Consider the following 23,162-nt stretch of genomic DNA (forward strand, 5'->3'; position numbering starts at 1 on the left):
GGCGGCGTGCTCCGGGTCAGCCGGTCGTGCCGAGCACGCCGTTCGGGTCGAGCACGAACTTGGACGCGGCGCCCTGGTCGAAGTCCGCGTACCCCTGGGGCGCCTGGTCCAGCGGGATCGTCACGGCGTTGACCGCCTTGGCGATCTGCACCCTGTCGTTCAGGATCGCCTGCATCAGGTAGTGGTTGTAGCGCATGACGGGGCACTGGCCCGTGCTGAAGGTGAGCGACTTGGCCCAGCCGAGGCCGAGCCGGATGGACAGCGCCCCACGCTTCGCCGCCTCGTCGTGGGCGCCCGGGTCGCCGGTCACGTACAGGCCGGGGATGCCGAGCGCGCCGCCCGCGCGGGTGACCTCCATGAGCGAGTTGAGCACGGTGGCGGGCTGTTCCCTCCCGGAGTCGCCGCCGTGGCCGCGGGCCTCGAAGCCCACGGCGTCGACGCCGCAGTCGACCTCCGGCTCGCCGAGGATCTGCTCGATCTGGTCCCTCGGCTCGCCCCGCGACACGTCGACGGTCTCGCAGCCGAAGCTGCGGGCCTGCTCCAGGCGTTCCTTGTTCAGGTCGCCGACGATCACCACGGCCGCCCCGAGAAGGAAGGCCGAGACGCCCGCGGCGAGCCCGACCGGGCCCGCGCCGGCGATGTAGACGGTCGACCCGGGCTTCACTCCGGCTGTGACGCAGCCGTGGAAGCCGGTGGGGAAGATGTCGGTGAGCATGGCCAGGTCGAGGATCTTCTCCATCGCCTGGTCCCTGTCGGGGAACTTTAGCAGGTTCCAGTCGGCGTAGGGCACCAGGACGTACTGCGCCTGCCCGCCGACCCAGCCGCCCATGTCGACGTAGCCGTACGCCGCGCCCGGCCGGTCGGGGTTGACATTCTCGCAGATCCCGGTCTTGCCCTCCTTGCAGTTGCGGCAGCGTCCGCAGGCGATGTTGAAGGGCACCGAGACGAGGTCGCCCACCTTCGTGAACTCCACGTCCGGGCCGGTCTCGACGACCTCGCCGGTGATCTCGTGGCCGAGGACGAGGCCGACGGGCGCGGTGGTGCGGCCACGGACCATGTGCTGGTCACTGCCGCAGATGTTGGTCGCGACGGTCTTGACGATCGCGCCGTGCGGCACCTTGCGGCCCACGTTGGCCGGGGGCACCCCCGGCCCCTCCTTGAGCTCGAACGCGGGATAGTCGATCTCCCGGACCTCCACCTTGCCCGGCCCCTGGTACGTGACGGCTTTGTTACTCGGCATGACGGCCTCCTGTCTCCTCGTGGTGCCCTTCCGCGCGACGCCGACGGAGCGGGCGGCCATCATTCGCGAGGGGACGTGAGGGGGACTGTGACCACCAAGTCCGAACCAAGAGTGATTTCTCACCTTTTTTAACCATATACCTGCTGGTCACGGCGATATCGGGGAGCCATCCCCATCCGGGATCCGGGATCGTGATCCGCCTCTTGTCGGATCATGATCCGCCCGCCCCCGGGCCGGTCCGTACCCCGGTACGGACCGGCCCGGCGGACGGGTGACCGCTACGCGACGAACCGGTGGCTCGGCTCGCCGCGCAAACGTCCCTCCGGCAGTTTCCGGCCGCACAGGACCAGGATGAGATCCTGCCCCGCCCCGTACATCGGCGTCCCGTCCCCGATGGACCAGTCGACGTCATCGGCACGCAACTCGATTCCCCGGATGTCGACCCCGAAGAACTTGAGGCTCTTCTCCGCCTCGAAGCCTCCCAGGACGATGCGCAGCCGATCCTCGGGGACGTGCCGGTCGAGGCCCAGCGGCACGGTGAAGTCCAGGCCGTGGATCACCTCGTGGGTCAGCGCGCCCTCGAACCCGCCCCCCGGCGGCTTCCACGCGAAGTCCGCGTTGTCCCTCAGCAGCGCGGCGAGCTCGCCGGACGACAGGGCGGCCGCGTCGCGCCGGGCGCACCGGTCGGCCATCCTGGCGAAGTTTCCCCGCGACCTGAGCATCTCGATCACGAAGCGCGGGGTCGAGTAGTGGAACGGCATGGTCATGTGGGCCACGACCTCCCGTACCCGCCACCCGGCGCACAGGGTCGGCTCGTCCCACCTCCGCTCCGGCAGGGCGGTGAGCACGTCCGCCAGGTCGCGGCGTTCGGCGGCGATCGCCTTCCTGACTTCACTCTCCGTCGTCATGTCGATCGGTGTCCTTCTCTCCAGAGTCCCGGGAGTTCCGGGAAGGTGCTCGCTCCACCGACGAACGAGCCCGGCGCCGACGGACACCCTGGGACTACGAACCGGCGACCTCGGCGAGCCGGCGGCCGAGATAACGGCGTTCGGTGTCGGTCGCCGCCAGCTCCAGCGCCTCGCGGTAGGCGTCCGCGGCCTCGGCGGAGCGGCCCAGGCGGCGCAGCAGGTCGGCCCGGGTCGCCGGCAGCAGGTGGTATCCGGCCAGCGCCCCCGACTCCCGCAGCGCCTCCACCAGCTCCAGCCCCGCCGCCGGTCCGGCGGCCATCCCCACCGCCACCGCCCGGTTCAGCTCCACCACCGGGGAGGGCGTGAACCGCGCGAGCCACCCGTACAGCGCGGCGATCTGGGCCCAGTCGGTGTCGGCCGCGTCGGCCGCGGTGGCGTGGCAGGCGGCGATGGCGGCCTGCACCTGGTACGGGCCCGGCCTGCCGCGCCGCAGGGCACGGCCGAGCAGCTCCTCGCCCTCGGTGATCGCCGAGGTGTCCCACAGGCCGCGGTCCTGCTCCTCCAGCGTCACCAGGTTACCGGCCGCGTCGAGCCGGGTGGCGCCGCGGGCGTCGTGCAGCAGCAGCAGCGCGAGCAGCCCCGCCGCCTCGGGCTCGTCGGGCATCAGCCGCGTCAGGACGCGGGCCAGCCGGATCGCCTCGGCGCTGAGGTCGCGCCGCAGCAGGTCGGCGCCCGCCGTGGCCGAGTATCCCTCGCCGAACAGCAGGTACAGCACGCCCAGCACGGCGGGTACCCGCTCGGGCAGCAGGTGCGCGGGCGGCACCCGGTACGGGATCCCGGCGTGCCTGATCTTCAGCTTGGCCCGGAGCAGGCGCTTGGACATCGTCTGCTCGCCGACCAGGAACGCCCTGGCGATCTCCGCGGTGGTCAGCCCGGCAAGGGTGCGCAGGGTGAGCGCGACCCGGGCCTCCAGCGCCAGCGCCGGGTGGCAGCAGGTGAAGATCAGCCGCAGCCGGTCGTCCGGCACGCCGCCGTCCTCCTCCGACGCTGGTTCGTACGACATGGCGGCCACCTCTCGCAGTTTGGCCGCGCCGACCGCCTCGCGGCGCAGCCTGTCGACGGCACGGTTGCGCGCGACCGTGGTGAGCCACGCGCCGGGCCTGCGCGGGACCCCGTCCTCGGCCCAGCGCCGCAGGGCCAGCGCGAACGCGTCCTGCGCGCACTCCTCGGCGAGGTCCCAGTCGCCGGTGACCCGGATCAGGGTCGCCACGACCTGGCCCCACTCGTCCCTGAACGCCTGGGCGACCGCCACCTCGACCTCGCCCGTCAGGCCGGCCCCGGTCCCGGTCCCGGTCACGACGGCAGGAGCGGCCGGATCTCGATCGAGCCGTAGCCGGAGGCCGGGTGCCTGGAGGCGATCTCGATGGCCTCGTCGAGATCGGCGCACTCGATCATGCAGAAGCCGCCCATCTGCTCCCTGGTCTCGGCGAACGGGCCGTCGGAGAGCAGGACCTCGTCGTCGCGTACCCGCACGGTCGTGGCGTCGGCCGGTGGCCGCAGCCCGGCGCCGCCCCGCAGCACCCCGCGGCGTTCCATCTCCTCGCTCCATCCGCCGCAGCCGTCCTGGGCGTGCGCCGCCGCGGACTCGTCACCGCAGATCAGCAACATGTACTTCACGCGTCCTCCTTCTCGGGGTCCCCGTGGCCCTGGTGGCCCTGGTGGCCCTGGTGGTCCTGGTGGTCCTCGTGGTGCCGCACCCATGGTGCCGCTCCACCGACCCGACGAACAGGAACACCCGAAAAGGACAGCTCCGCCCAGGATCTTTCGCCCGCCAAGGGCGCGGCCCCGCCCTTGGCGTTCCCTCCCGTGAGCCGCCGGATCACCGGCCGGGCTCGCAGAGCGCCATCTCGCGCTCCGGCGCGGAGAAGGCCCGGTAGTTCCCCGAATGGAAGACCAGCGGCTCGCCCTCCCCTCTCCGGAAGTGCTCGACCTCCCCGACGAAGATCAGGTGGTCGCCCCCGTCGTACGTGGCCACCGAGCGGCAGGCGAAGTGGGCGAGGGTCCCGGCGAGCAGCGGCACCCCGCCCGGGGAGAGAAGGGTCTCCACCCCGGCGAACTTGTCGGGCAGCGGCGTGGCGAACCGCCGCGACAGGTGCTCCTGGCCCGCGGCCAGGACGTTGACCGCGAACCGCCCGGCCTCGGCGAAGGCCGGCGCGCTGGGAGCCCGCCGGGACAGGCACCACAGGACCAGCGGCGGGTCGAGCGAGACGGAGGTGAAGGAGTTGACGGTCACGCCCAGCCGCTCACCCCGCGGGGTGGCGGCGGTGACCACCGCCACCCCGGTGGCGAACTGCCCGAGGGCGTCGCGCAGGGATCTCATGACGCCCTCTCACTTCCCGGCCCGGGCCAGGTACTCGGCCGCGCCGGCCGGGTCCAGGAACCAGCCCGCGTAGTCGGACGGGTCGTCGAAGCCGTTGACGAAGCGGGAGGCCACCTCGGGCAGCCCTCCCGCCGCTCCCAGGATCTCCAGCACGTGCGGCGGCGGGGGCGCGAGGAGCGCGTTCGTCCAGGTGGTGGCGTGCCGGGCGTCCCGCCAGTAGCGCTCGAAGGCCCGCTCCATCCACGCCGCGTCGTACGGCCGGTCGCCGCGCTCCAGGATGTCGGACAGGTAGGAGGCCGCGCACTTGGCGGCGTTGTTGGACCCCTGCCCGGTGATCGGGTCGTTGAGCACGACCACGTCCGCCACGCCCAGGACCGTTGCGCCCGACGGGAGCGTCGCCACCGGCCTGCGCACGACCGGGGTGAAGCGCCCGGACAGGACGCCGCCCTCGTCGGTGAGCTCGACCCCGGTGGCGCGCTCGGCCTCCCAGGGCAGGAAGGTCTCCAGGATCCGCCTGCTCGTGGCCAGGTGCTCGGCGGGGGTGCGGACGTCCGCCCAGCAGTCCATCGGCCCGCCGGGGACGCCCTCGAACACCATGATCTCGCAGGGGCCGGTGACGGTGAGCGCGGGGAACACGAAGTACTCGCCGACCCCGGGGACCACGTTGAAGCACACCGCGGAGTGGTCGGGCCGCGGCGCGAGGCCGTTGACGTAGGTGAGGGCCAGGGCCCGCTGCGGGGCGCGGTACGGCGAGCGCGGCGCGTCCCGCTCGAAGAGCGAGGCGATCGGCCCCTTGCCCGCGGCGACCAGGACCAGGTCGTACTGGGCGGCGTAGTCCTCCAGGTCCTCCACGGTGGCGTCGTGGATGACGACCTTCCCGCCGAGCCGCTCCACCTCGGCCATCCAGGCGGGCATCTTCAGCCGCTGGTCGACCGAGCGGGCGGGGGCGTCGAGCCGGGCGGCCCAGCGGATCGCCGGATCGCCGTCGGGGCCGGCCACCGCGAACTGGATGCCGTCGATCGGCGGGCAGCCGTCCGCCCACAGGTCCAGGCCGAGATCACGCTCGTGGCCGAGGGCGGTGCCGAACATGGCCTGGCTGGACATGACCCGGCCGCCCCGGATGTCCTCCGGGGTCCGGTTGGAGACGACGGTGACGTCGTAGCCGTTCCGCAGCAGGCCGAGGGCGAGGTGGAGTCCCGCCTGACCGGCGCCGACGACGAGGATTCTGCGCATGGTGATGTGTCCTTCCAATGAGGGTTCGGGAGCCTCCGGGAAGCCCTGAGAAGGCTTCGGGGAAGCGGGGGAAACGGTCGATCGGCGCCTGGTGAAAAGGTACGACGGCCGCCGCCGCCCGTGCCATCCGCTCAGCGCGGGTTCCATCCACCTGACGCGAACCTTCCCGGGCCTTTCCGGAACCTCGCCACGAAGTCGTCAAGGGACACGCCGCAGGCCTGGGAACGACAAGCGCGAACACCGGGCGACGGACGTCGGGCGGTGCGGCGACCGGTGGCGGGGCGCTTACGGGCGAGGGTTGTCAGTTGCCGCGCAGCGTCTGTGACGGCGCCTGGCCGTACCGCGCGCGGTAGAGGGCGGCGAAGCGCCCCTGGTGCGGGAAGCCCCACTGGGCCGCCACGTTCGTCACGGTGCACCTGGCCGGATCGCCGGCCGCCAGCTCGTCGTGCACCCTGCCCAGGCGCACGTCCCTGAGGTAGGTCATCGGGGTCAGGCCGAGATGGCGGCGGAAGCCCTCCTGGAGCGAGCGGCCGCTGACCGCCACGGCGCGCGCGACGTCTTCGGTCGTCAGCGGCAGGTGGGCGTTGTCGTCGATGTACCGCATCGCCCGGCGCACCACCTTGGGCAGGGCGGGGGGCCGGGGCGCGGTCAGCCGTTCCAGGTAGTTGGACGGCTGCCCGGTGAGCAGGGAGGAGAGCATCGCGTTCTCCAGGTGGGCGATCGCCAGCGGCTGCGCGGCGAGCCCGTCGCCGTGCTCGGCCTCCCTGACGATCAGGTCGGCCATCGCCCTCCAGGCACGCGCCCAGCCGGTGGTCATGTCCATGCCCAGGTCGAAGACGACCGGGCGGTCGAGGCGCTCCCCGAGCATCCGCTCCAGGGCCTCCTCGACGACCGGCCGGTCGAACTTGACGATCAGCTGGGGGCAGCCCGCTCCCCAGCGCATGTCGAGATACTCCGAAGGCGACGGCAGGGACGCCAGGTCCGGTGTCGACACGATCTCCTGGCCGCCGCACCGGATCAGGCTGCGCCCGGCCAGCGGGATCTGCACCAGGAAGAAGGATTCGAGCTCCCCGGGCTCGATGCGGACGTCCGCCCCGTAGTCGAGGTAGTTCACCCGTACGGTGCCGAGCTGGACCGAGTTGAGCCGCGCGGCCAGCCGGGAGGCGTCTCCGGTGAGCTCCAGCCGGTGAGGGCAGAACACCCGGCCCACCAGCTCGCGGGTCTCGTCGAGGTCCGCGGTGTCGAAGACCGGCCTGTTGCCGAGCGGGACCGGCCCTCGCACCTCGCCCATCGACACTCCAACCCTCTGTGCCCTTGTGTGCCTGTACGCATCCGCGTGCGCCGTCGCACGCGTAGGGCGACACGAGACCGCACGCGACCGATCCCCACATGATCCACCGGCCGGACCCGGCCGACTATGGAGAAATACGCAAAGCCTCCGGGAACCGTGTCCAATAGTGGACAGGGCTCACGAGCGGGGCGCACCGGACCGCTCACGGGCGCGCGAAGCCGGCGTGAGCCACCCCCGGAGTGCCTTCATCAGGTGCCGGCGCCCTGCCCACCTTTCGAGTGAGGGCGCGTGGCCCGGCTTTGCCGTGGCTTTCACCCGCCGGTCCTACCGTGTGCTGATGACGTCTTTTCACCGGTATCTCGCGGAGGAGGTCGCGGTCGACCACGCGGCGGGGCTCATCCCCCGGCGCGAGGCGCTGCACCGCCTGACCCTTCTCGGGCTCGCGGCACCCGCCGCCGTCGCGCTGCTCGCGACCTGGGAAACCGGTGCCACGAGTCCCGGCGCGGGCGGCGCGACCGTACCCGCCGCCACCGGTTCGACCGTACCGGCCACCACCGGTTCCGGAACCGGAACGCCGACGGCGACGGCGACGGCGACGGTGTCCGGCACGCCGGGGGACGGCGCCTCGCCCGCGGGGCCCGCCCCGCTGCCGACCGAGGAGATCATCTTTTCCGGCACCGAGAGCGGCGTCACCCTCAGGGGCGCCTGGGCGGAGCCCGCGCAGCCGCGGGGCGCGGTGCTGGTCATCCACGAGAACCGCGGGCTCACCGACCACATCCGGTCGGTCGCCGGGCGGCTGGCGGCCGACGGCTACTGCGCGCTCGCCGTCGACCTGCTCTCCCGCGAGGGCGGGACCTCCTCCTTCGAGGACCCGGCGCAGGCCACCGCGGCGCTGGGCGCCATCTCCCCCGAGCGCCTCGCCTCGGACCTGAAGGCCGCCCTGGGCGAGCTGGAGCGGGGCGCCCCCGGCAAGAGGCTCGGCGTCGTCGGTTTCTGCTTCGGCGGCGCCATGACCTGGCTGCTGCTCTCCTCGGACGAGCCGCGCCTGTCGGCGGCCGTCCCGTTCTACGGACCGCTTCCCGACGACGCCGACCTGTCCGGGTCGAGGGCCGCCGTCCTGGCGATCTACGCCGAGCGGGACGAGCGGGTCAACGCCTCCCGCGACGAGGCCAGGACCGCCCTGGAGAGGGCCGGCCTGGAGCACGAGATCGTGACGTTTCCCGGCGTCGACCACGGCTTCTTCAACGACACCGGCCCGCGCTACGACGCCGGGGCCGCCGCCGAGGCGTACCGGCGCGCCCTGGACTGGTTCGGCCGCCACCTGGCCTGAGCACCCCGCCTCCCCCACGCCTCGGGGCTTGAGATCGGAGGGGTTCGCCCGCCCGGTGGCCTGTAGTCCCGGCGAGCCAGTCCCGGCGGGCCGATCCTGCCGGGCCATCGCCGTGCGCGACTTCCGGCGGCCGTCGGCGGGGGATCCTCACCGGAGGAGGGTGTGCGCCCCGCCGCCGCTCACGGCTTCAGCTTGAGCCTCTTCCTCGACGCTCCCGGGAACACGACGACCAGGTGCTGCTCCTCCCCCACGTCGTCGACCCGCACGTGGACACGGAGCCGGTAGCGGCCCTTCCCCTCGATCGCCAGGTTCGGCATCGGGGCACCCGCGCCCACGTCTCCGCCCTCGCCCTTCTCCGGCACGGTGAGCCGGCCGCTGCGGCTGACGATCGGCACCTCGTGGACCTGGTCCCACCCGGCCGTCCGCCGTGGCGGCGCGGCGCGCAAGGCCTTCACCGTGAGGCACAGACTGGTGATGTCCGCGACGTGCCCGACGAGCACCGCGGTGCTCGTCGTCCCGACGAGGGTGTCGTCGTCGTACATCTTGTCGATCGCCCGCTCCCACGTCTCTTCGGCCACTTCGTCCTCGGGGTCGTGGACCTCATAGCCGTGGTCGCCGTCGACGAACAGGAAGTACTTGGCCGTGGCCTGGACGACGCCCTTCGTACGGGGCCACGGGTCGCGGCACTCCGCGTTCTCCCCGGCGATGTAGGCGGTGTTCGCCGCCTCCGTCTCCGCGGACGACCGCAGCAGCTCGGGATGGGTCGCGCCGATGATCTCCGGGCAGACGTAGACGAGGTCCGAGGGGTAAGCGCCCCAGGTGGGCCGCGCGCTCCCGGCACGCGTCAGGATCGCCTTCTGCTCGTCGTGGTCCTTCGCACGGCACAGCGCCCGCCCGGACGCGAGGATCTGCTGGTCCGACAGGCTGTCCGGGAAGATGGGCCGGATCCCGCCATCCGTGCTCCGCGCCCGGCACAGGAACTCGGCGTCACGTTCCGCGGGTTTCAGGTCGCCGAAGCTGGGCCGGTCGTAGCAGTCCGTCGACCAGCCGGTGTAGGTGAGGTGCGGGGTCTGCTCCGGGTGGATCAGCGCGATGACCGGCAGCAGGGCCACGGCCGCCACCGCGACGCGGACCACGCGCCGCCGCACGGGAGGAAGGCCCGCGGGGCGGCCCTCGACGGGCAGTTCGCGGGCGGTCGCCGCCATCCACACGACGCTGACGAGCCCCGTCGCGTCCATCACGACCAGCATCGTCAGATCGCCGTTGGGGAACCGATCGAGGAAAAAGATGTTGAGCGGGATCGCCAGCGCGTAGACGCCCACCGACAACCACCCGGCGACCAGCGTGCCGCGGCTCCACCGGCCGTCGCGCCACTGCCCGACGACCGTGACGACGTTCGCCGCCACTCCACCCAGTATCAGGGCCAGTACGACGATGTCGCCCGATCCGAGCTCCGGGAGGTCGAGTTCGTCGAGCAGTTCGCCGGCCGTCCCGGCCAGCTCGACCGCGAACACCGCCGCGGCCGCCGCGCGCAGCACGCGGGACCGCCAGCGGATGACGAGCAGGTAGAGGACGTCGATCCCGGTCCACAGCGCGAGCTGGAATGCCGCATCGACCCCGTCGGGCAACAGCCCGAGCGGGTACCACAGCACGAGGATGTACGTCACCGCCAGATACAGCAGCCGGCGCAGCGCCTTCTCCCGGCGGTCCAGCGGTCCCGGCGCGGGGGCACGCAGGATCAGCCACAGGAGCGCGGCCTTCACCGGGGCGGCCACGAGCAGCGCCACGGTCGTCGAGGTGCCGAACCCGCCGGGCGCGTAGAACTCCGCGTAGGCCGGCGACGACCATTCGACGGCCGCCCAGAGCCAGCCGTCACCGAGCACCAGGCCCGCGGCCGTGGCCGCAAGAACCAGGCCTACCACGCCAATCCTGATAAATCGCCAGAAGCCAGCCGAAAGCACGGGACGCGATCTTAGCGCGGCACCGCAGTTCAGGCGGACGAGAGTTCAGGCGGACGAGGCGGACGAGGCGGACGAGACGGAACGAGCGGTACCGCCACGCCGGCCGCGGCGAGGAGGGCCACCGGCCGGATCGACCGGATCGACCGGATCGCCGGACCGGCCGGCGGCATCATCCGCGCCCGCATTCTCGGCACCCAGATTGTCATGATTTATCGGGAACTCCGAAACAGATCTGCCTTAAGTGGATTAATCGGCGTTTGTTACTGAAATTCTCTCGACCTGCCCCTTTCGTGGAGCGGCACCGTTTTACGTCCCTCTTCACGCGGGTATCCCTGATCCCGTACTCCCGTTCTGGCGGCGCAAGCAGAAAATCCCCATTTGTATGATGATTCAGGGAAGCCCAGTGATTTTTCAGGGCAAATCGGCGGGTTCGGACGAGCGCGCATCGCCGTGGATCATCCCCGCCGAGCACCTCGGCGACCTGGCCCCGGATCTCCGCGCGGCCATCACCGCGCGGCCGGGAGGCAGGAGGGTCGCCCGCGTCGCCCCTGCGCGAGGACCGGCCCCCGTGGCGGCGACCGCATACGTGGATCGTGGCCACCGTGGCGACACCGGCCGCCCTTCCCGGCTGTTCACCGCCGACTCCCCCGCCGTTCCGACATGCGAATGAGGGCCCTCGCGATGCACGACGACACCATGCCGGAAACCGACCGGCCCTCGTACGAGATGGTGATTCCCATTCCCCTGTCCAGGATAAGGACCAGGTTCTTCGTGCTCGCCTTTCTGACCGTCGGCTGCGCGCTTTCCGGCGTCTCCGTCCGGCTCACCCTGACGCTGATGCTCATGTGCATCGCGATCGCCCTCGCCGTGGCGGCCACCGGGGGGAGGGAGCTTGTTCACTCCCTTTTCCTCATGCCGCCGAAACGGTGATCACAATATTGCTCGAAAGGATGATCTCACATGAAAAAATCCACGCATCCGGGAATTCCGCAGCCGCAACGCAACGGCAAGGGCGGCACCGACACCGGCCCGCGGAACATCGACCTGGACCTGCAGAATCCCGACATGCTCACTCCGCCGGAAACCGACAGCGGCACCATCCCGAACATGAAGTTTCCCTACGCCATGGCCCACACCCGGATAGAGGAGGGCGGCTGGACCCGTGAGATCACCCAGCGCGAGCTGCCGATCGCCACCACGCTCGCCGGTGTCGACATGAAACTCAACCCCGGCGCCTACCGCGAGCTGCACTGGCACAAGGAGGCCGAATGGGGCTACGTGCTGGAGGGAAGCTGCCGGATCGGCGCCGTCGACCAGGAAGGCCGCAACTTCCTCGAAGACGTGGAGAAGGGCGACCTGTGGTTCTTCCCCAAAGGCGTGCCGCACTACATCCAGGCGCTGGAGGAAGGGGTGGAGTTCCTGCTCGTCTTCGACGACGGCGGCTTCTCGGAGAACTCCACCTTCATGATCAGTGACTTCTTCGCGCACACCCCCAAAAGCGTGCTGGCGAAGAACTTCGGCTGGACGCCGGAGCAGATGGCGCACATGCCGGAGAAGGAGAAGTACATCTTCAAGGGGCAGGTTCCCCCTCCCCTGGACTCCGACCGGATCGTCAGCCCCACGGGCGACGTGCCCAACACGTTCAAGCACAGGATGCACGCGCAGCAGCCGCAGCGTTTCCGGGGCGGGTCCGTCCGGGTCGCCGACTCCACGAACTTCAAGGCGGCCACCACGATCGCCGCCGCGCTGGTGGAGGTCGAGCCGGGCGGCCTGCGCGAGTTGCACTGGCACCCCACCAACGACGAGTGGCAGTACTACATCTCCGGTTCCGGCCGGATGGGGGTGTTCGCGAGTTCGGGCCTGGCCCGCACGTTCGACTTCCGGGCGGGCGACGTCGGCTACGTCCCCTTCGCCTACGGGCACTACATCGAGAACCTCGGCGACGAGCCGCTGATCTTCCTGGAGATGTTCCGTGACTCCCGGTTCGCGGACATCTCGGCCACCCAGTGGATGGCCAACCTCCCACCGCAGGTCAGCGCCGACACTTTGAACGTGCCTCGATCGATGATCGAGGCGCTGCCGAAGGAGAAGCGCCCCGTCGTCGCCTGACGCCGCCGCCCGGGGCCCGGCCTGACGCCGTCCGAGCCCCATGAGCCACGGCCGACCTGCCGGGCACGATTTCGCGGCACCCGGTCGGGCCCGCTCGGCGTCCCGTCGAGCCGGCCCGGCACGGACCTCCCCGCCTCCGGCGCTCCCGGGGCGGCGGGCACGTGCTACGAGGGCTGGACTCCGGCGCCCGACGCCCGGCGCAGGGCTTCGGGCGTCAGGTCGGCGAGGGTGGGATAGCCGTCCACGGCCATGATGAGGTCGGCCTCGGCCAGGATGGCGCGCAGGACGTGGACGACGCCGTCGGTGCCGCCCACGGCGAGGCCGTAGGCGTAGGGGCGGCCGACGCCGACGGCGGTGGCGCCGAGCGCGAGGGCCTTGACCACGTCGGCCCCGGAGCGGACGCCGGAGTCGAACAGGACCGGCAGCCCGTCCGCGGCGTCGACCACGGCGGGCAGGGCGTCGAGGGCGGCCAGGCCGCCGTTGGCCTGCCGGCCTCCGTGGTTGGAGCAGTAGATTCCGTCGACGCCGGCGTCCCTGGCCCGGCGGGCGTCGCCGGGGTGGCAGATGCCCTTCAGGAGCAGGGGCAGGCCGGTGGTCGAGCGTAGCCAGGACAGGTCGTCCCAGGTGAGGGGGTTGCCGAAGATCTGGGCCCAGTGCGCGACGGCGGCCCTCGGGTCCTCTTCGGGGGTACGGGCGAGCCGGGCGCGGAAGACCGGGTCGGAGGTGTAGTTGGCCAGGCAGTACCCGCGTAGCTGCGGGAAGTTGCCGGTGCTCAGGTCGCGGGGGCGCCAGCCGGTGACCCAGGTGTCGAGGGTGACGACGACGCCCCTGAAACCGGCGGCCTCGGCGCGGTGGATCAGGCTCTCCGCCAGTTCCCGGTCGGTGGGGGTGTAGAGCTGGAAGAGGCCGGGGGTCCGGCCCAGCTCCCCGGCCACGGCCTCCATCGGATCGGCGGACAGCGTCGAGGCGGTCATCGGGATCCCGGTGCGGGCCGCCGCCCGGGCCGTGGCCAGGTCCCCGTGCCCGTCCTGGGAGCACAGGCCGACCACCCCGATCGGGGACATGAACAGCGGGGCCGGCAGTCTCATGCCGAACAGCTCCACCGACAGCTCACGCCGTACGGCGCCGGCGAGCATCCGGGGGACGAGACCCCAGTGCCGGAAGGCGGCGACGTTGGCGCGCTGGGTGTGCTCGTCGCCCGCGCCCCCCGCGACGTACGACCACACCGAGGGCGGCAGCGCGGCCTCGGCCCTGGCCTCCAGGTCGGTGAAGGTCATCGGCAGCCCCGGCACCACGCCGCGCAGGCCGTCGGAGTAGATCTCGTTCTGGTAGTCGCCGAACTGCGAACTCATGCCACGCGCCCTTCCGCGAGATGGGAATTCGGGATGCCGCCACGGGCCGGAGCCTCGCGGGCCACCGGCCCGGCCGGGACGACCGGCAGGCCGCCGATCACGGGACGAAACCGCCGGCCGCTCATCCCGGGCTCTTTCCGAGGCGGCCCCGGTACACGCGCAGGTGCAGCGTGACCAGGTCCAGCGAGGGGACCGCGACCCCGAGCCGGTGCGCCCGCAGGACGAGATCGCCGAAGATCTGCTCCGCCTCGATGTCCCCGCCGCCGACCAGGTCGCGATACAGGGAGGAGGCGAAGGAGGAGCCCGGAAAGGCGGGAGCGCTCACCCACGGGAGGGCCGTCCCCGGAGAAGTTCGGCGGGTACGGGTACGTCGAGGTGGTTCAGCAGGGCGGCGAGCTTGCGGTCCAGTTCGAGGCCCACCTCGGTGATGTCCGGGTCGGCGAAGCTGGAGAAGTGGGTGCTCGGCTGGTCCACGGCGAACCAGGTCTCGCCTCGTGCGTCCTGGTAGATCGCCGTACGCAGCGGCGCGTACAGCAGGACGGCCGGATCACGGCGGAACATCCGCTGGGCGATCGTGTGGTTGCCCATCAGGTACTCGACACAGAGCCACCGGTCCCCGGCCAGTCCCATCAGCGGCGTGGCGTCGAAGCTCCAGTAGATGAGGAAGTCGTGCGGCGCGTCCTCGGCCGTCGCCCGCAGAACGGTGTCCCAGTCGGCGCCGTCCCTGACGAGCCGCTCGAAGCGCCCGGCGTCGAACGGGGGAACCGCGCGTTCGTAGCGCTCGCGGAACTCCTGGAACGGGGCGGGGACGCCGACGGTCAGGCGGTTCACCTCGTGCGTGACGGTGCGGATCCCGGTGTCGGTCTGCTGGGTCATGATCTCTCCGATGATGTCTCGTGATCGATGACGCGGTCGGCGATCAACGGCCCGTTCGGCCGGTGCCGACGATCCGGGCACTCACGCACGCCGGTCCGCTGTGGACGTCGCCACCGTGCTCCTCACCCGCGACCCCGGAAGCGGCGAACAGGTTCCTAACTTGCAGTTTGATAGTCAGGCCTGTGATCGACCGTATGAAGTAGACTTGCTTATTGCAAGCCAGTTATGGGCGAAAGGGGTTAAAGCCTTGGCAACCGACCGAAAAGCGCAGGTGTGGGCGCCCTGTCCGATCGGCCGGGCCGTCGACGCCGTCGGGGAGCGGTGGACGCTGCTGATCCTGCGCAACGCCACACTGGGCACGACCCGCTTCGAGGACTTCCGGTCCGAGCTGGGCATCGCCGACAACATCCTGTCCGCCCGGCTCGGCCGCCTCGTCGAGCGCGGCCTGCTCATCCGGGTGCCCTACCGCGACGGCGGGCGCACCCGCGACGAGTACCGCCTCACCGCGGCGGGCGCCGACATCCTCCCGGTGCTGCACGCCCTCGCCGCCTGGGGCCAGGAGCACACCGTGCCCGACGAGCCCGCCGAACCCATGCGGGTCGTCCACCGCACCTGCGGGCACGCCACCACCTCGGGCGGCGACTGCGACCACTGCGGACGGCCCGTGCGCCGCGAGGAGGAGGCCTGGGTACGGCCCTGGCGCTCCCCCGAGCCGACCCCTCTCGCGAGCCCCGTCACCTGAAGGCCGGCGGTCAGGCCGCGTACCGGGCGATCGCGTCCTCGTCCCAGGTGAGCCCGAGACCCGGGCCCACGGCCGCGACGCGGCCGTCGACCGGCCGGTACGGGGTGAGCAGCACCGGGCCCGCGAGGTCGAGACACTCCATCCAGTCGGCGGTGGGCGTCACCGCCATGGCGTGCGCGCTCGCCTCGACGAAGAGGTGACTGGACACCGGCAGCGAGGCCGCCTGCGCCTGTCCCGCCGCGAGCGTCCAGCCGGTGAAGCCACCGATCTTCATGATGTCGAACATGGCGAAATCGCAGGCCGACGCCGCGATGGCCGCGTGGCATCCGTTCGGGAACCACCAGTTCTCCCCGGTCTGGATCCTCGCGCCGGTGGTGCGCCGTACGTAGGAGTGGCCGTCGAGGTCCTCGGCGGCGACCGGCTCCTCCACCCAGTAGAGGTCGAACTCGCGGAGTCGCTCGATTCGCCGGCGGGCCTCCTGCGGGGCGAGCGACTGGTTGTAGTCGACCATCAGCTCGACATCGGGTCCTATGATCTCGCGGACCCGCCGTACGACCGCCACGTCGCGGGCCGCGTCCGGATAGCCGATCTTGATTTTGATCGCCCGGAACCCGTTCTCGACGGAGCTCCGCAGAGCCCGCTCCTCCCGCCGGGGGTCCATCATGCCGTAGCTGTCATAGGCCCGCAGCATGACGGGCTCGCCGCCGAGAAGGCAGGCTACGGGTTGATCGGTCAGCTTGCCGAGGGCGTCCCAGAGCGCCGTCTCGATCCCCGACGCGACCATGCCGAGCAGCCCCTGCATCCCGAGCAGCCGGAACCGCGCCTGGAGATCCCACATCCGCCGTACGGGCGAGACGGTCTCGCCCGCCAGTCCGGGGGCGAGTTCGCGGACGATCGAGGTCAGGGCGGGGAGCACCGCCGGGCTGTAGGCGAAGACGTAGGAGTGTCCGGTCACCCCGCCCTCGGTGACCACGTCGAGCAGGACGAGCGGCGCGGCCGACGTCGACCCCGACGCGGTGTGAAGGGGCCGCGCCATGGGGACGACGACCGGACGCGCGCGCACCTCCGAGATCACCGGAAGTGTCGTCATGCCGCCATCGCCTCCCGGTGACCGACGGTGTTCCGACGCCTACGGTTCGAATGCTCCTCGGAAACCATCGCCGGCACCAGGCCCGCCCCGGCAAAGAATTCGCCGTCCCGTCTCGCTCACCGGGCCCGGCCCGCCGGCGGCGAGGGCTCGTCTCACGCCCCGAAGCCGGACAGCGTCCTCGCCGGCCTCACCTCGACCAGGCCCATGGCCGCTTCGGGGACGCGGGCGGCGATCTCGAGCGCACGGTCGGCGCCGTCGCACTCCACGACGTAGAAGCCGGCCAGGACCTCCTTGGCCTCGGCGAAGGGGCCGTCGGTCGCGGTCGTCCGCCCCGCCTCCGCGCGAACCCGCCTGCCCGTGACCGGGTCGGCGAGGGCCTCCGAGACGATCAGTTCGCCGGTCGCGGCCAGCGCCTCGTTGAGGGCGATGTGCGCCTCGATCCCCTCACGGCGCCGCTCGGCGGAGAACCGGTCCCACAGCTGCCGGGACTCCGGGTTGCTGTAAATCAAGATCACATATTTCACGGCAGGGTCCCGGTCCGAGATTTTCTGGTGTGGCGTGCCGAGAGTGGTCGCCCGATTCCGAGCTGCCCGCGATGTCCCGGAACGGCCCCCGAAAGACCTCGGGGGCCGGAACGCGAGGAAGGCGGGAAGGCTAGATGCTTTTCCACAAAGGTGAGAAGGAAGCCCTCCCATGGCCTCGCGATCTTCACACTATCAGGCGGGGATCAGCTCGTGCAGCGTCCCCGGCGTGTACACCCGCGCGCCCTCCGGGAGATCGGCCGGTGCCTGAAGGCCGATGTAGGTGGTGTGTTCGCCCTTCGAGCCCTTCCGCCGCAGCAGGTCGGCCAGATGGCGGACGCGCAGGTGGTCGCGTTCGACGATCGAGCGCACCAGGAGGGAGGTCGTGACGCGGTTGCCCTCCACCTGGTTGAAGCCGGGGCGGCCCTTCAGATAGAGGTGCAGCCACTTCACCCGCCAGGCGCCGTCGTCACCGCGCAGGAAGACGAGCGGCAGGGCGACCCGCCCCGCGCCGCGCAGGTCGGACTTCATCCGCACGGTGCGCGGCTCGAACGGCATGCCCTCCTGCTCGGCGTCCCTGGTCATGTAGCCGAAGAACGCCTCGGCGGCCTCGTCGAACGCCTCGCCGTCGTAGATGTGCACCTGCGGGATGACGATCGGGCGGGTCGCCTGCGCGAGACGGATGTCGACGAACTCGCTCGCGCCCTCGGCCGCCTCGGTCAGGTCGCCGGAGTATTCGGCGAAGCCGTTGCGGTAGCTCGTCCACGAGATGTGCTCGGGATCGCCGTAGGAGGCGTCCAGCATCAGGGCCGACAGGTCGTAGTCGGTGCGCCGCCCGGACTGCCGCCAGTGGACGAAGAACCGCAGCAGCTCCCCGTCCACCGCCGACAGCGAGCCGCGCGGCAGCATGCCCAGCCCGGGCGCGACGGCCTTGGCCGACAGCGGCAGGGCGATGTCGAGCGCCTCGGGGTCGACGACCAGCGTGCCGGGGTCGGGAAGCCTGCGGATGATCTCCTCGTCCAGGACGGCCACCGCCCGCGACACGACGTCCTCCTCGATCGGGGAGCGGGCGTCGTCCGTCGCCCACGCCCTGCCCTCCCGGTTGACGAAGACACGTCCGGTCGCGGGGGCGAGCCGGTTCTGCAGGTGCTCGCGCAGTGACAGCAGGACCCGGCCCGAGGCGCCGCCCGCGGCCCTCTCGGCGGCCTCCAGCACCGCCGAGGCAGGGGAGCCGGTCCGCAGCAGGTGGTCGAGACGGCGAAGCAGCGCGCCGGGCGCCCTCTCCAGCAGCTCGACCGCCTCGCCGGTGCGGCCGGCCGAGAGGGCCGCCTCCACCTGGCTGTCGAGACCGTGCGCCCGGCGTACGCCTCGGGCGACCTCGAAGACGTGCGCGGCGCGCGGGAACTTCGGGTGCTCGCCGGGGTGGAGCCGCTCGCCGAGCCGCTTCCAGCGCTCCCGGTGCCGCGAGACGTCGCCGAGCTTGGCCGGGGAGGCGACCGCGTCCAGGGCCCGCAGCAGAGCCCGGCGCTCGGCCCGGGAGAAGGATCGGAATCTCGTGGGGCTGGCCAGCGTGACGTCACCGCCGGAACTGCCGCAGGCGAGCCGGAGCACGTCGGTCACCGTCTCCACGAGCAGCGGACGGCCCGCCGCCAGGCGCGCCTCGTTGATGACGGCGCGGTTCTCGCGCATCGGGATGCGCTCGGGCTCGTCGGCGCAGAACGCGGTCAGCGACCGCAGCGTCGCCAGGTCCTCGGCCGACGGCGGCACCTCCGAGCCCGCCATCGAGAGGTACAGCTCGCGCGCCTCCGACTCCAGGCCCGCGCCCAGTTCGAGCACGGTCACCCGGTCGCCGGCCAGCTCGATGAGCTCGGCGTGCGCGCCCAGCAGGTCGGCGTAGGTGTGCTGGTAGCGGCCGTACCTGGGCAGTGCGAGCAGGTTGAGCGCCGGCGACCGGACGGGCGTGGCGTTCACCGGATCGAGCATGGCCTCGCGCATCAGCCCGACCCAGAACTTCAAGGTGTCGGGCACGTTCTTCGGGAAGTCGATGAAGTACGCGTTGTGCTGGACGTGATCGCCGACGAGGTGGCGGACGGCCGCCAGGACCCGTACGCCGAGATCGACCACCGTCTCCCCGGGTAGCCCGGCCAGGCGTTCGAGCAGGGCCCCCGAGCACTTGAAGCCGACGCTCAGCAGCGCGGCGTCGAGCTGGCGGGCGGCCACCTCTCCCCAGTCCGGGGTGGCGGCCGCGGGGGCGTCGATGGGGACTCGAAGCCGCCTGGCGACAATGAGGCTTTCCAGAGTGTCCACAGATGCACCTTATAGGCGATAAGTGACGGTGTTCTGGGGTTTTCCGTGCCCACGCGATCAAGCATCCGGACCCCGGCACGCTCCTCGGCGCCGGGGCTCCGGTGGCGGAGCTCCGGCGGCGAGGCTCCGGGTAGCGAGGCTCCGGTAGCGAGGCTCCGGTAGCGAGGCTCCGGTAGCGAGGCTCCGGGTAGCGAGGCTCCGGGTAGCGAGGCTCCCGCGGCGAGGCTCCGGTAGAGAGGCTCAGCTCACGTCGAGGCCCGCTCGGTGGAGATGCCGCCCGGCAGGCCGGTCACGACGACCTCGCCCTCCCGGTCGACGGCCGCGCTCACCTCCGCCCCGGCGACCCGCAGGCCGCGGGCGGAGACCGCGCCCAGGGGGGCGCCGGCGAGCGGGCGCAGCAGCATCCGGCCGCCGGGCACGTCGGGGTAGAGGCCGAGGGCCGCGTGCACGACGGTCACCGCGGCGGCGGCGGACCACGCCTGCGGGCGGCAGGCGGCGGGGTAGGGCACCGGGCGCCCGAGCGCCGAGCGGTCGTCGCCGCCGAACAGCTCCGGCAGCCGGTAGCCGAACGTCTCCCCGGCCGCGAGCAGCCCCTCGGCCAGGGTCGCCGCGTGCGCGGCGAATCCGGCGCGGGCCAGCCCGGCGACCACGATGGCCGTGTCGTGCGCCCAGATCGACCCGCAGTGGTAGGACAGCGGGCTGAAGCCGCCCGCGTCCGCCGACATCGTGCGCAGGCCGAAGCCACCTGCCATCTCCGGGGAGACGAGGAGGTCGGCGATCCGAGCCTCCTCGGCCGCGGTGAGCAGGCCGGTGCCGAGCAGGTGCCCGATGTTGCTGGTCAGCGCGTCGACCGGGCGCTTGTCCCGGTCCAGGGCCAGGGCGGGGTACCTTCCCCTCGGCCCGTCCACCCAGAACTGTGCCCGGAAGCGCTCGGCCAGCGCCGCGGCGTGCTCGCGCCAGCGGGCCGCGCCGGGGCGGCCGAACGCCTCCAGCAGGTCGGCGCCCTGCCGGGCCGCCTGGTGGGCGTAGCCCTGCACCTCGACCAGGGCGATCGGCGGCTGGGCCTGGCGGCCGTCGTGGAAGCGCAGCGCGTCGCCGGAGTCCTTCCAGCCCTGGTTGGCCAGGCCCTTGCCGCTGGTGTCGACGTACTCGACGAAACCGTCCCCGTCGGGGTCGGCGGGCCCGCCGAGCCAGCCGAGGGCGGCCTCCAGGTGGGGAAGCAGCGCGGCGATCTCGCCGGCGGGAGCGCCCCAGCGCCAGGCGTCGTGCAGCAGGCCGATCCACAGCGGCGTGGCGTCGATCGTGCCGTAGTAGGCGGCGGGCAGGTGCAGGCCGTTGCCCTCGACCGCGAAGTCGTGCCGGCGCAGCTCGTGCAGGATCTTCCCGGGGGCCTCGCCGGAGCCGGGGTCGAACCTGGTCCCCTGCCTGCGGGCCAGCACCCGCAGGGTGCCCATGGCCAGTTCCGTGCCGAGCGGCAGCAGCATGCGGGCGGCCCAGATGCTGTCGCGGCCGAAGAGGGTGAGGAACCAGGGCACTCCCGCGCCGAGGAAGGTGTCGCCGGGGACGGCGGTCTCGGCCAGCCTCAGCGAGCGCAGGTCGTCCATGGACTGCTCGAAGAGCCTGCTCAGCCGGTGGTCGGTGGCGACGACCCGGGGCGCCCCCTCCCCCACCGCCCACTCGGCGGGGCGGTCGGGCGCGGTCACCACGGCCTGGGGGTCGTGCACCTCGACCCTCCAGGACAGGGTGACCCGGCCGCGCGGCACCAGCTCGACCGGCCAGCGCAGAAAACCCGTGCGCGCGTACCCGGCGGACACAGGGAACTCAGTGGACCCGGTGGACCCGGTGGACCCGGTGAAGTCGGTGGCCTCGGCCCGCGCGCCCGTGCCGGTCACCGCTACCCGGACGCCGCCGGAGCTCCAGGAGATCGTGTCGGGCGCGCTGCGCTCCGGCGCGGCCTCGGCGGTGTCGCCGCCGGACTTGACCACCTCGATGGGGGCGAAGTCGCAGCCCACCTCCAGGCTCACGACGGCGGTGACGGGGACGGTCGCGCTGGAGATGATCTCGACACGTTCTTCCATGCCACCCGGTACGACCTGCCGGAACCGCTCGATCCGTACAGTGGGATCGGGGACGGGATCACCCAGCCAGCGGGCCAGCGTGACGAACCCGGTGGCGCCCGGACCTCGCTGCGCGTGGCCGACGGCCTCGGGCTCGCGGCCGTCGATCGTCAGGGTGGCCTGCGACAGGGCGCGGGAGTCCGCGTGGAACACGCCCTGGACACCGGCCGGGCGGATCTGCCCGTCACCGCCGCTCAGCGCGACGGTCGGCGCCGCCACGGTGCTGACGAGGTCGTGCAGCAGGGGCTGGAGGCGGTGGGCCGCGGTGGAGGCGGCCACCGTGACCGCCTGCGGGGTGGGGGACGAGGCGTCGTCGAGCACGACTTACTCCCTGAGATCGTGTCGAGCCGGTGACGTCTTGACAGACGACGGCCGGGGGGTGCACATTGCGAAACACTCTCTTTACTTGAACGATCCAAGCATTACGCTCCGTTTACTTGAACGATCCAATCATGCCCCATACCTCTTTGAACGTTCAAACCCCAGAAGGGTGCATATGGCTACAAAGGTGACGATCACCGATGTCGCACGCCGTGCCGGGGTGTCGCGTCAGACGGTGTCGAACGTGCTCAACAGCCCCGAACTGGTCCGCGAGGAGACACGCGACCGGGTGCGGGAGGCCATCGACGCGCTCGGCTACCGGGCCAGCCAGGCCGCGCGGCAGATGCGGACCGGCCGTTCCCGGCTGATCGCCACGCGCATCGAGCCTGACCGCGACGGGATCAACGGCTCGGTGCTGGACCGGTTCCTGCACGGGCTCACCGCCTCGGCGGCCCGCGCCGGATACCGGATCCTGCTGTACGCGGCGGGCGACGAGCGTTCGGAGATCGACACCTTCGACGACCTGGTCGGGAGCCACGAGCCGGACGCCTTCGTGCTCACCAGCACCTACCACGGCGACGGCCGCCCCGCGTGGCTGCGCGAGCGGCGGCTGCCGTTCGTCACGTTCGGGCGGCCATGGGGAGACGCGGGAGACGCGGGAGGTGCCGCTGGAAGTGACCCGGAGCACCCCTGGGTCGACGTGGACGGCGCGGCGGGCACCGCGGCGGCCACCCGCCACCTGCTCGACTCGGGACACCGGCGGATCGGGTTCCTGGGCTGGCCGTCCGGATCCGGCGTGGGCGACGACCGCAGGTCCGGCTGGGCCAGGACCCTCGCCGGAGCCGGGATCGACCCCGCCGGGCTGGACCAGGCCACCGACGACGGGGTGGCCGACGGCGAGAAGGCGGCCCGCGACCTGCTGCGAGCCGAGCGGCCGATCACCGCGCTGGTCTGCGCCAGCGACTCGCTCGCCCTCGGCGCGCTGCACGCCGTCCGCTCCCTCACGGCCTCGGGGCAGCTGACCGCCTCGGGGCGCCTCACGGCCGAGGGCCTTCTCACGGTCGGCGGGCAGGCCGGCGGCGAGGAGGGACTGCCGGTCCGCGTGATCGGTTTCGACGACACGCCGGTGGCGAAGGCGGTGGGGCTCAGCAGCGTCAGCCAGCCGCTCGCCGAGGCAGCGGCCGGCTGCGTCGGCCTGCTCACCCGCCTGTTCGACGCGCCCGCGCTCGGCGCGCCCGGTGAACCCGGCGACCCCGAGGCCGGTGGGCCTCGCACACACGTACTGCTCCAGCCGTCCCTGGTCCTCCGGCAGTCGTCATGACCGCCTGACCGTACGACCACCTGACTCTCCTTCAGATCACCCCCCGGGAAGATTGGAAAACCA

At 72.0% G+C, this 23,162-nt stretch carries 20 protein-coding genes; 5 read left to right on the forward strand and 15 right to left on the reverse strand.

The features are described from left to right. Window positions 1-16 precede the first annotated feature (16 nt). The 7 genes from fdhA to AC5L38_RS34440 form a co-directional block, all read right to left on the reverse strand. The gene (gene fdhA, locus AC5L38_RS34410; protein ID WP_495246976.1) at window positions 17-1,240 is read right to left on the reverse strand and encodes a formaldehyde dehydrogenase, glutathione-independent; all 1,224 of its coding nucleotides are present in this window, start codon (window positions 1,238-1,240) and stop codon (window positions 17-19) included. A gap of 278 nt (window positions 1,241-1,518) precedes the next feature. Further along, the gene (locus AC5L38_RS34415) at window positions 1,519-2,148 is read right to left on the reverse strand and encodes a maleylpyruvate isomerase family mycothiol-dependent enzyme (protein ID WP_495246977.1); all 630 of its coding nucleotides are present in this window, start codon (window positions 2,146-2,148) and stop codon (window positions 1,519-1,521) included. Window positions 2,149-2,242: 94 nt separating this feature from the next. Beyond that, a complete protein-coding gene (locus tag AC5L38_RS34420; RefSeq protein ID WP_495246978.1) occupies window positions 2,243-3,505 on the reverse strand; it encodes an RNA polymerase sigma factor in 1,263 nt (420 codons plus the stop codon). After that, window positions 3,502-3,816, reverse strand: a complete 315-nt coding sequence (locus AC5L38_RS34425) for a YciI family protein (protein ID WP_495247089.1) — start codon at window positions 3,814-3,816, stop codon at window positions 3,502-3,504. Before AC5L38_RS34425 ends, AC5L38_RS34420 begins: the two co-directional genes overlap by 4 nt. 211 nt (window positions 3,817-4,027) lie before the next feature. Then, complete coding sequence (locus AC5L38_RS34430; RefSeq protein ID WP_495246979.1) at window positions 4,028-4,528, reverse strand: flavin reductase family protein; 501 nt, start codon at window positions 4,526-4,528, stop codon at window positions 4,028-4,030. 9 nt (window positions 4,529-4,537) lie between these two features. Then, window positions 4,538-5,761 carry a styrene monooxygenase/indole monooxygenase family protein gene (locus AC5L38_RS34435; RefSeq protein WP_495246980.1) on the reverse strand — a complete coding sequence of 408 codons (1,224 nt, stop codon included), beginning with the start codon at window positions 5,759-5,761 and terminating at the stop codon, window positions 4,538-4,540. 301 nt (window positions 5,762-6,062) lie between these two features. Then, entirely contained in the window at window positions 6,063-7,052 is a 990-nt protein-coding gene (locus tag AC5L38_RS34440; RefSeq protein WP_495246981.1) for an AraC family transcriptional regulator, read from the reverse strand. A gap of 337 nt (window positions 7,053-7,389) precedes the next feature. Here AC5L38_RS34440 and AC5L38_RS34445 point away from each other — a divergent pair, with 337 nt between their 5' ends. After that, complete coding sequence (locus AC5L38_RS34445) at window positions 7,390-8,382, forward strand: dienelactone hydrolase family protein (protein WP_495246982.1); 993 nt, start codon at window positions 7,390-7,392, stop codon at window positions 8,380-8,382. A 179-nt stretch (window positions 8,383-8,561) separates the two neighbouring features. Here AC5L38_RS34445 and AC5L38_RS34450 read toward each other — a convergent pair whose 3' ends face one another. Further along, on the reverse strand, window positions 8,562-10,304 hold the full coding sequence (locus tag AC5L38_RS34450; RefSeq protein ID WP_495246983.1) for a hypothetical protein: 1,743 nt from the start codon (window positions 10,302-10,304) through the stop codon (window positions 8,562-8,564). Window positions 10,305-11,024: 720 nt separating this feature from the next. Here AC5L38_RS34450 and AC5L38_RS34455 point away from each other — a divergent pair. Together AC5L38_RS34455 and AC5L38_RS34460 are read left to right on the forward strand one after the other, a co-directional pair. Then, the gene (locus AC5L38_RS34455) at window positions 11,025-11,273 is read left to right on the forward strand and encodes a hypothetical protein (RefSeq protein ID WP_495246984.1); all 249 of its coding nucleotides are present in this window, start codon (window positions 11,025-11,027) and stop codon (window positions 11,271-11,273) included. Window positions 11,274-11,303: 30 nt separating this feature from the next. Further along, window positions 11,304-12,452 (forward strand): oxalate decarboxylase family bicupin, encoded by a 1,149-nt coding sequence (locus AC5L38_RS34460; protein WP_495246985.1) that lies wholly within the window; start codon window positions 11,304-11,306, stop codon window positions 12,450-12,452. A gap of 164 nt (window positions 12,453-12,616) precedes the next feature. On the opposite strand, the gene AC5L38_RS34465 is transcribed toward AC5L38_RS34460, so the two are convergent. From AC5L38_RS34465 to AC5L38_RS34475, 3 genes are all read right to left on the reverse strand, one after another. Next, on the reverse strand, window positions 12,617-13,804 hold the full coding sequence (locus AC5L38_RS34465; RefSeq protein ID WP_495246986.1) for an alpha-hydroxy-acid oxidizing protein: 1,188 nt from the start codon (window positions 13,802-13,804) through the stop codon (window positions 12,617-12,619). 121 nt (window positions 13,805-13,925) lie between these two features. Further along, window positions 13,926-14,129 (reverse strand): ketopantoate reductase C-terminal domain-containing protein, encoded by a 204-nt coding sequence (locus AC5L38_RS34470; RefSeq protein ID WP_495246987.1) that lies wholly within the window; start codon window positions 14,127-14,129, stop codon window positions 13,926-13,928. After that, the gene (locus AC5L38_RS34475; protein WP_495246988.1) at window positions 14,126-14,680 is read right to left on the reverse strand and encodes a DUF302 domain-containing protein; all 555 of its coding nucleotides are present in this window, start codon (window positions 14,678-14,680) and stop codon (window positions 14,126-14,128) included. The genes AC5L38_RS34470 and AC5L38_RS34475 overlap by 4 nt, the downstream gene beginning before the upstream one ends. Window positions 14,681-14,927: 247 nt before the next feature. On the opposite strand from AC5L38_RS34475, the gene AC5L38_RS34480 reads away from it, so the two are divergent. Further along, window positions 14,928-15,422, forward strand: coding sequence for a winged helix-turn-helix transcriptional regulator (locus tag AC5L38_RS34480; protein ID WP_495246989.1), 495 nt, complete (start codon window positions 14,928-14,930; stop codon window positions 15,420-15,422). Window positions 15,423-15,432: 10 nt separating this feature from the next. On the opposite strand, the gene AC5L38_RS34485 is transcribed toward AC5L38_RS34480, so the two are convergent. The 4 genes from AC5L38_RS34485 to AC5L38_RS34500 all read right to left on the reverse strand — a co-directional run bounded on the left by AC5L38_RS34485 (window position 15,433) and on the right by AC5L38_RS34500 (window position 21,778). Beyond that, the gene (locus AC5L38_RS34485) at window positions 15,433-16,512 is read right to left on the reverse strand and encodes an enolase C-terminal domain-like protein (RefSeq protein WP_495246990.1); all 1,080 of its coding nucleotides are present in this window, start codon (window positions 16,510-16,512) and stop codon (window positions 15,433-15,435) included. A gap of 152 nt (window positions 16,513-16,664) precedes the next feature. After that, window positions 16,665-17,027, reverse strand: coding sequence for a YciI family protein (locus AC5L38_RS34490; protein ID WP_495246991.1), 363 nt, complete (start codon window positions 17,025-17,027; stop codon window positions 16,665-16,667). A 201-nt stretch (window positions 17,028-17,228) separates the two neighbouring features. Continuing rightward, a complete protein-coding gene (locus tag AC5L38_RS34495; protein WP_495246992.1) occupies window positions 17,229-19,340 on the reverse strand; it encodes a TerD family protein in 2,112 nt (703 codons plus the stop codon). A 245-nt stretch (window positions 19,341-19,585) separates the two neighbouring features. Further along, window positions 19,586-21,778, reverse strand: a complete 2,193-nt coding sequence (locus tag AC5L38_RS34500; protein ID WP_495246993.1) for an amylo-alpha-1,6-glucosidase — start codon at window positions 21,776-21,778, stop codon at window positions 19,586-19,588. Between the two features lie 187 nt (window positions 21,779-21,965). Here AC5L38_RS34500 and AC5L38_RS34505 point away from each other — a divergent pair, with 187 nt between their 5' ends. Further along, window positions 21,966-23,099: a LacI family DNA-binding transcriptional regulator gene (locus tag AC5L38_RS34505; RefSeq protein ID WP_495246994.1), complete on the forward strand. Its 1,134-nt coding sequence runs from the start codon at window positions 21,966-21,968 to the stop codon at window positions 23,097-23,099. The last annotated feature ends 63 nt before the right edge of the window (window positions 23,100-23,162 follow it).

This window comes from Streptosporangium nanhuense, from assembly GCF_059358815.1.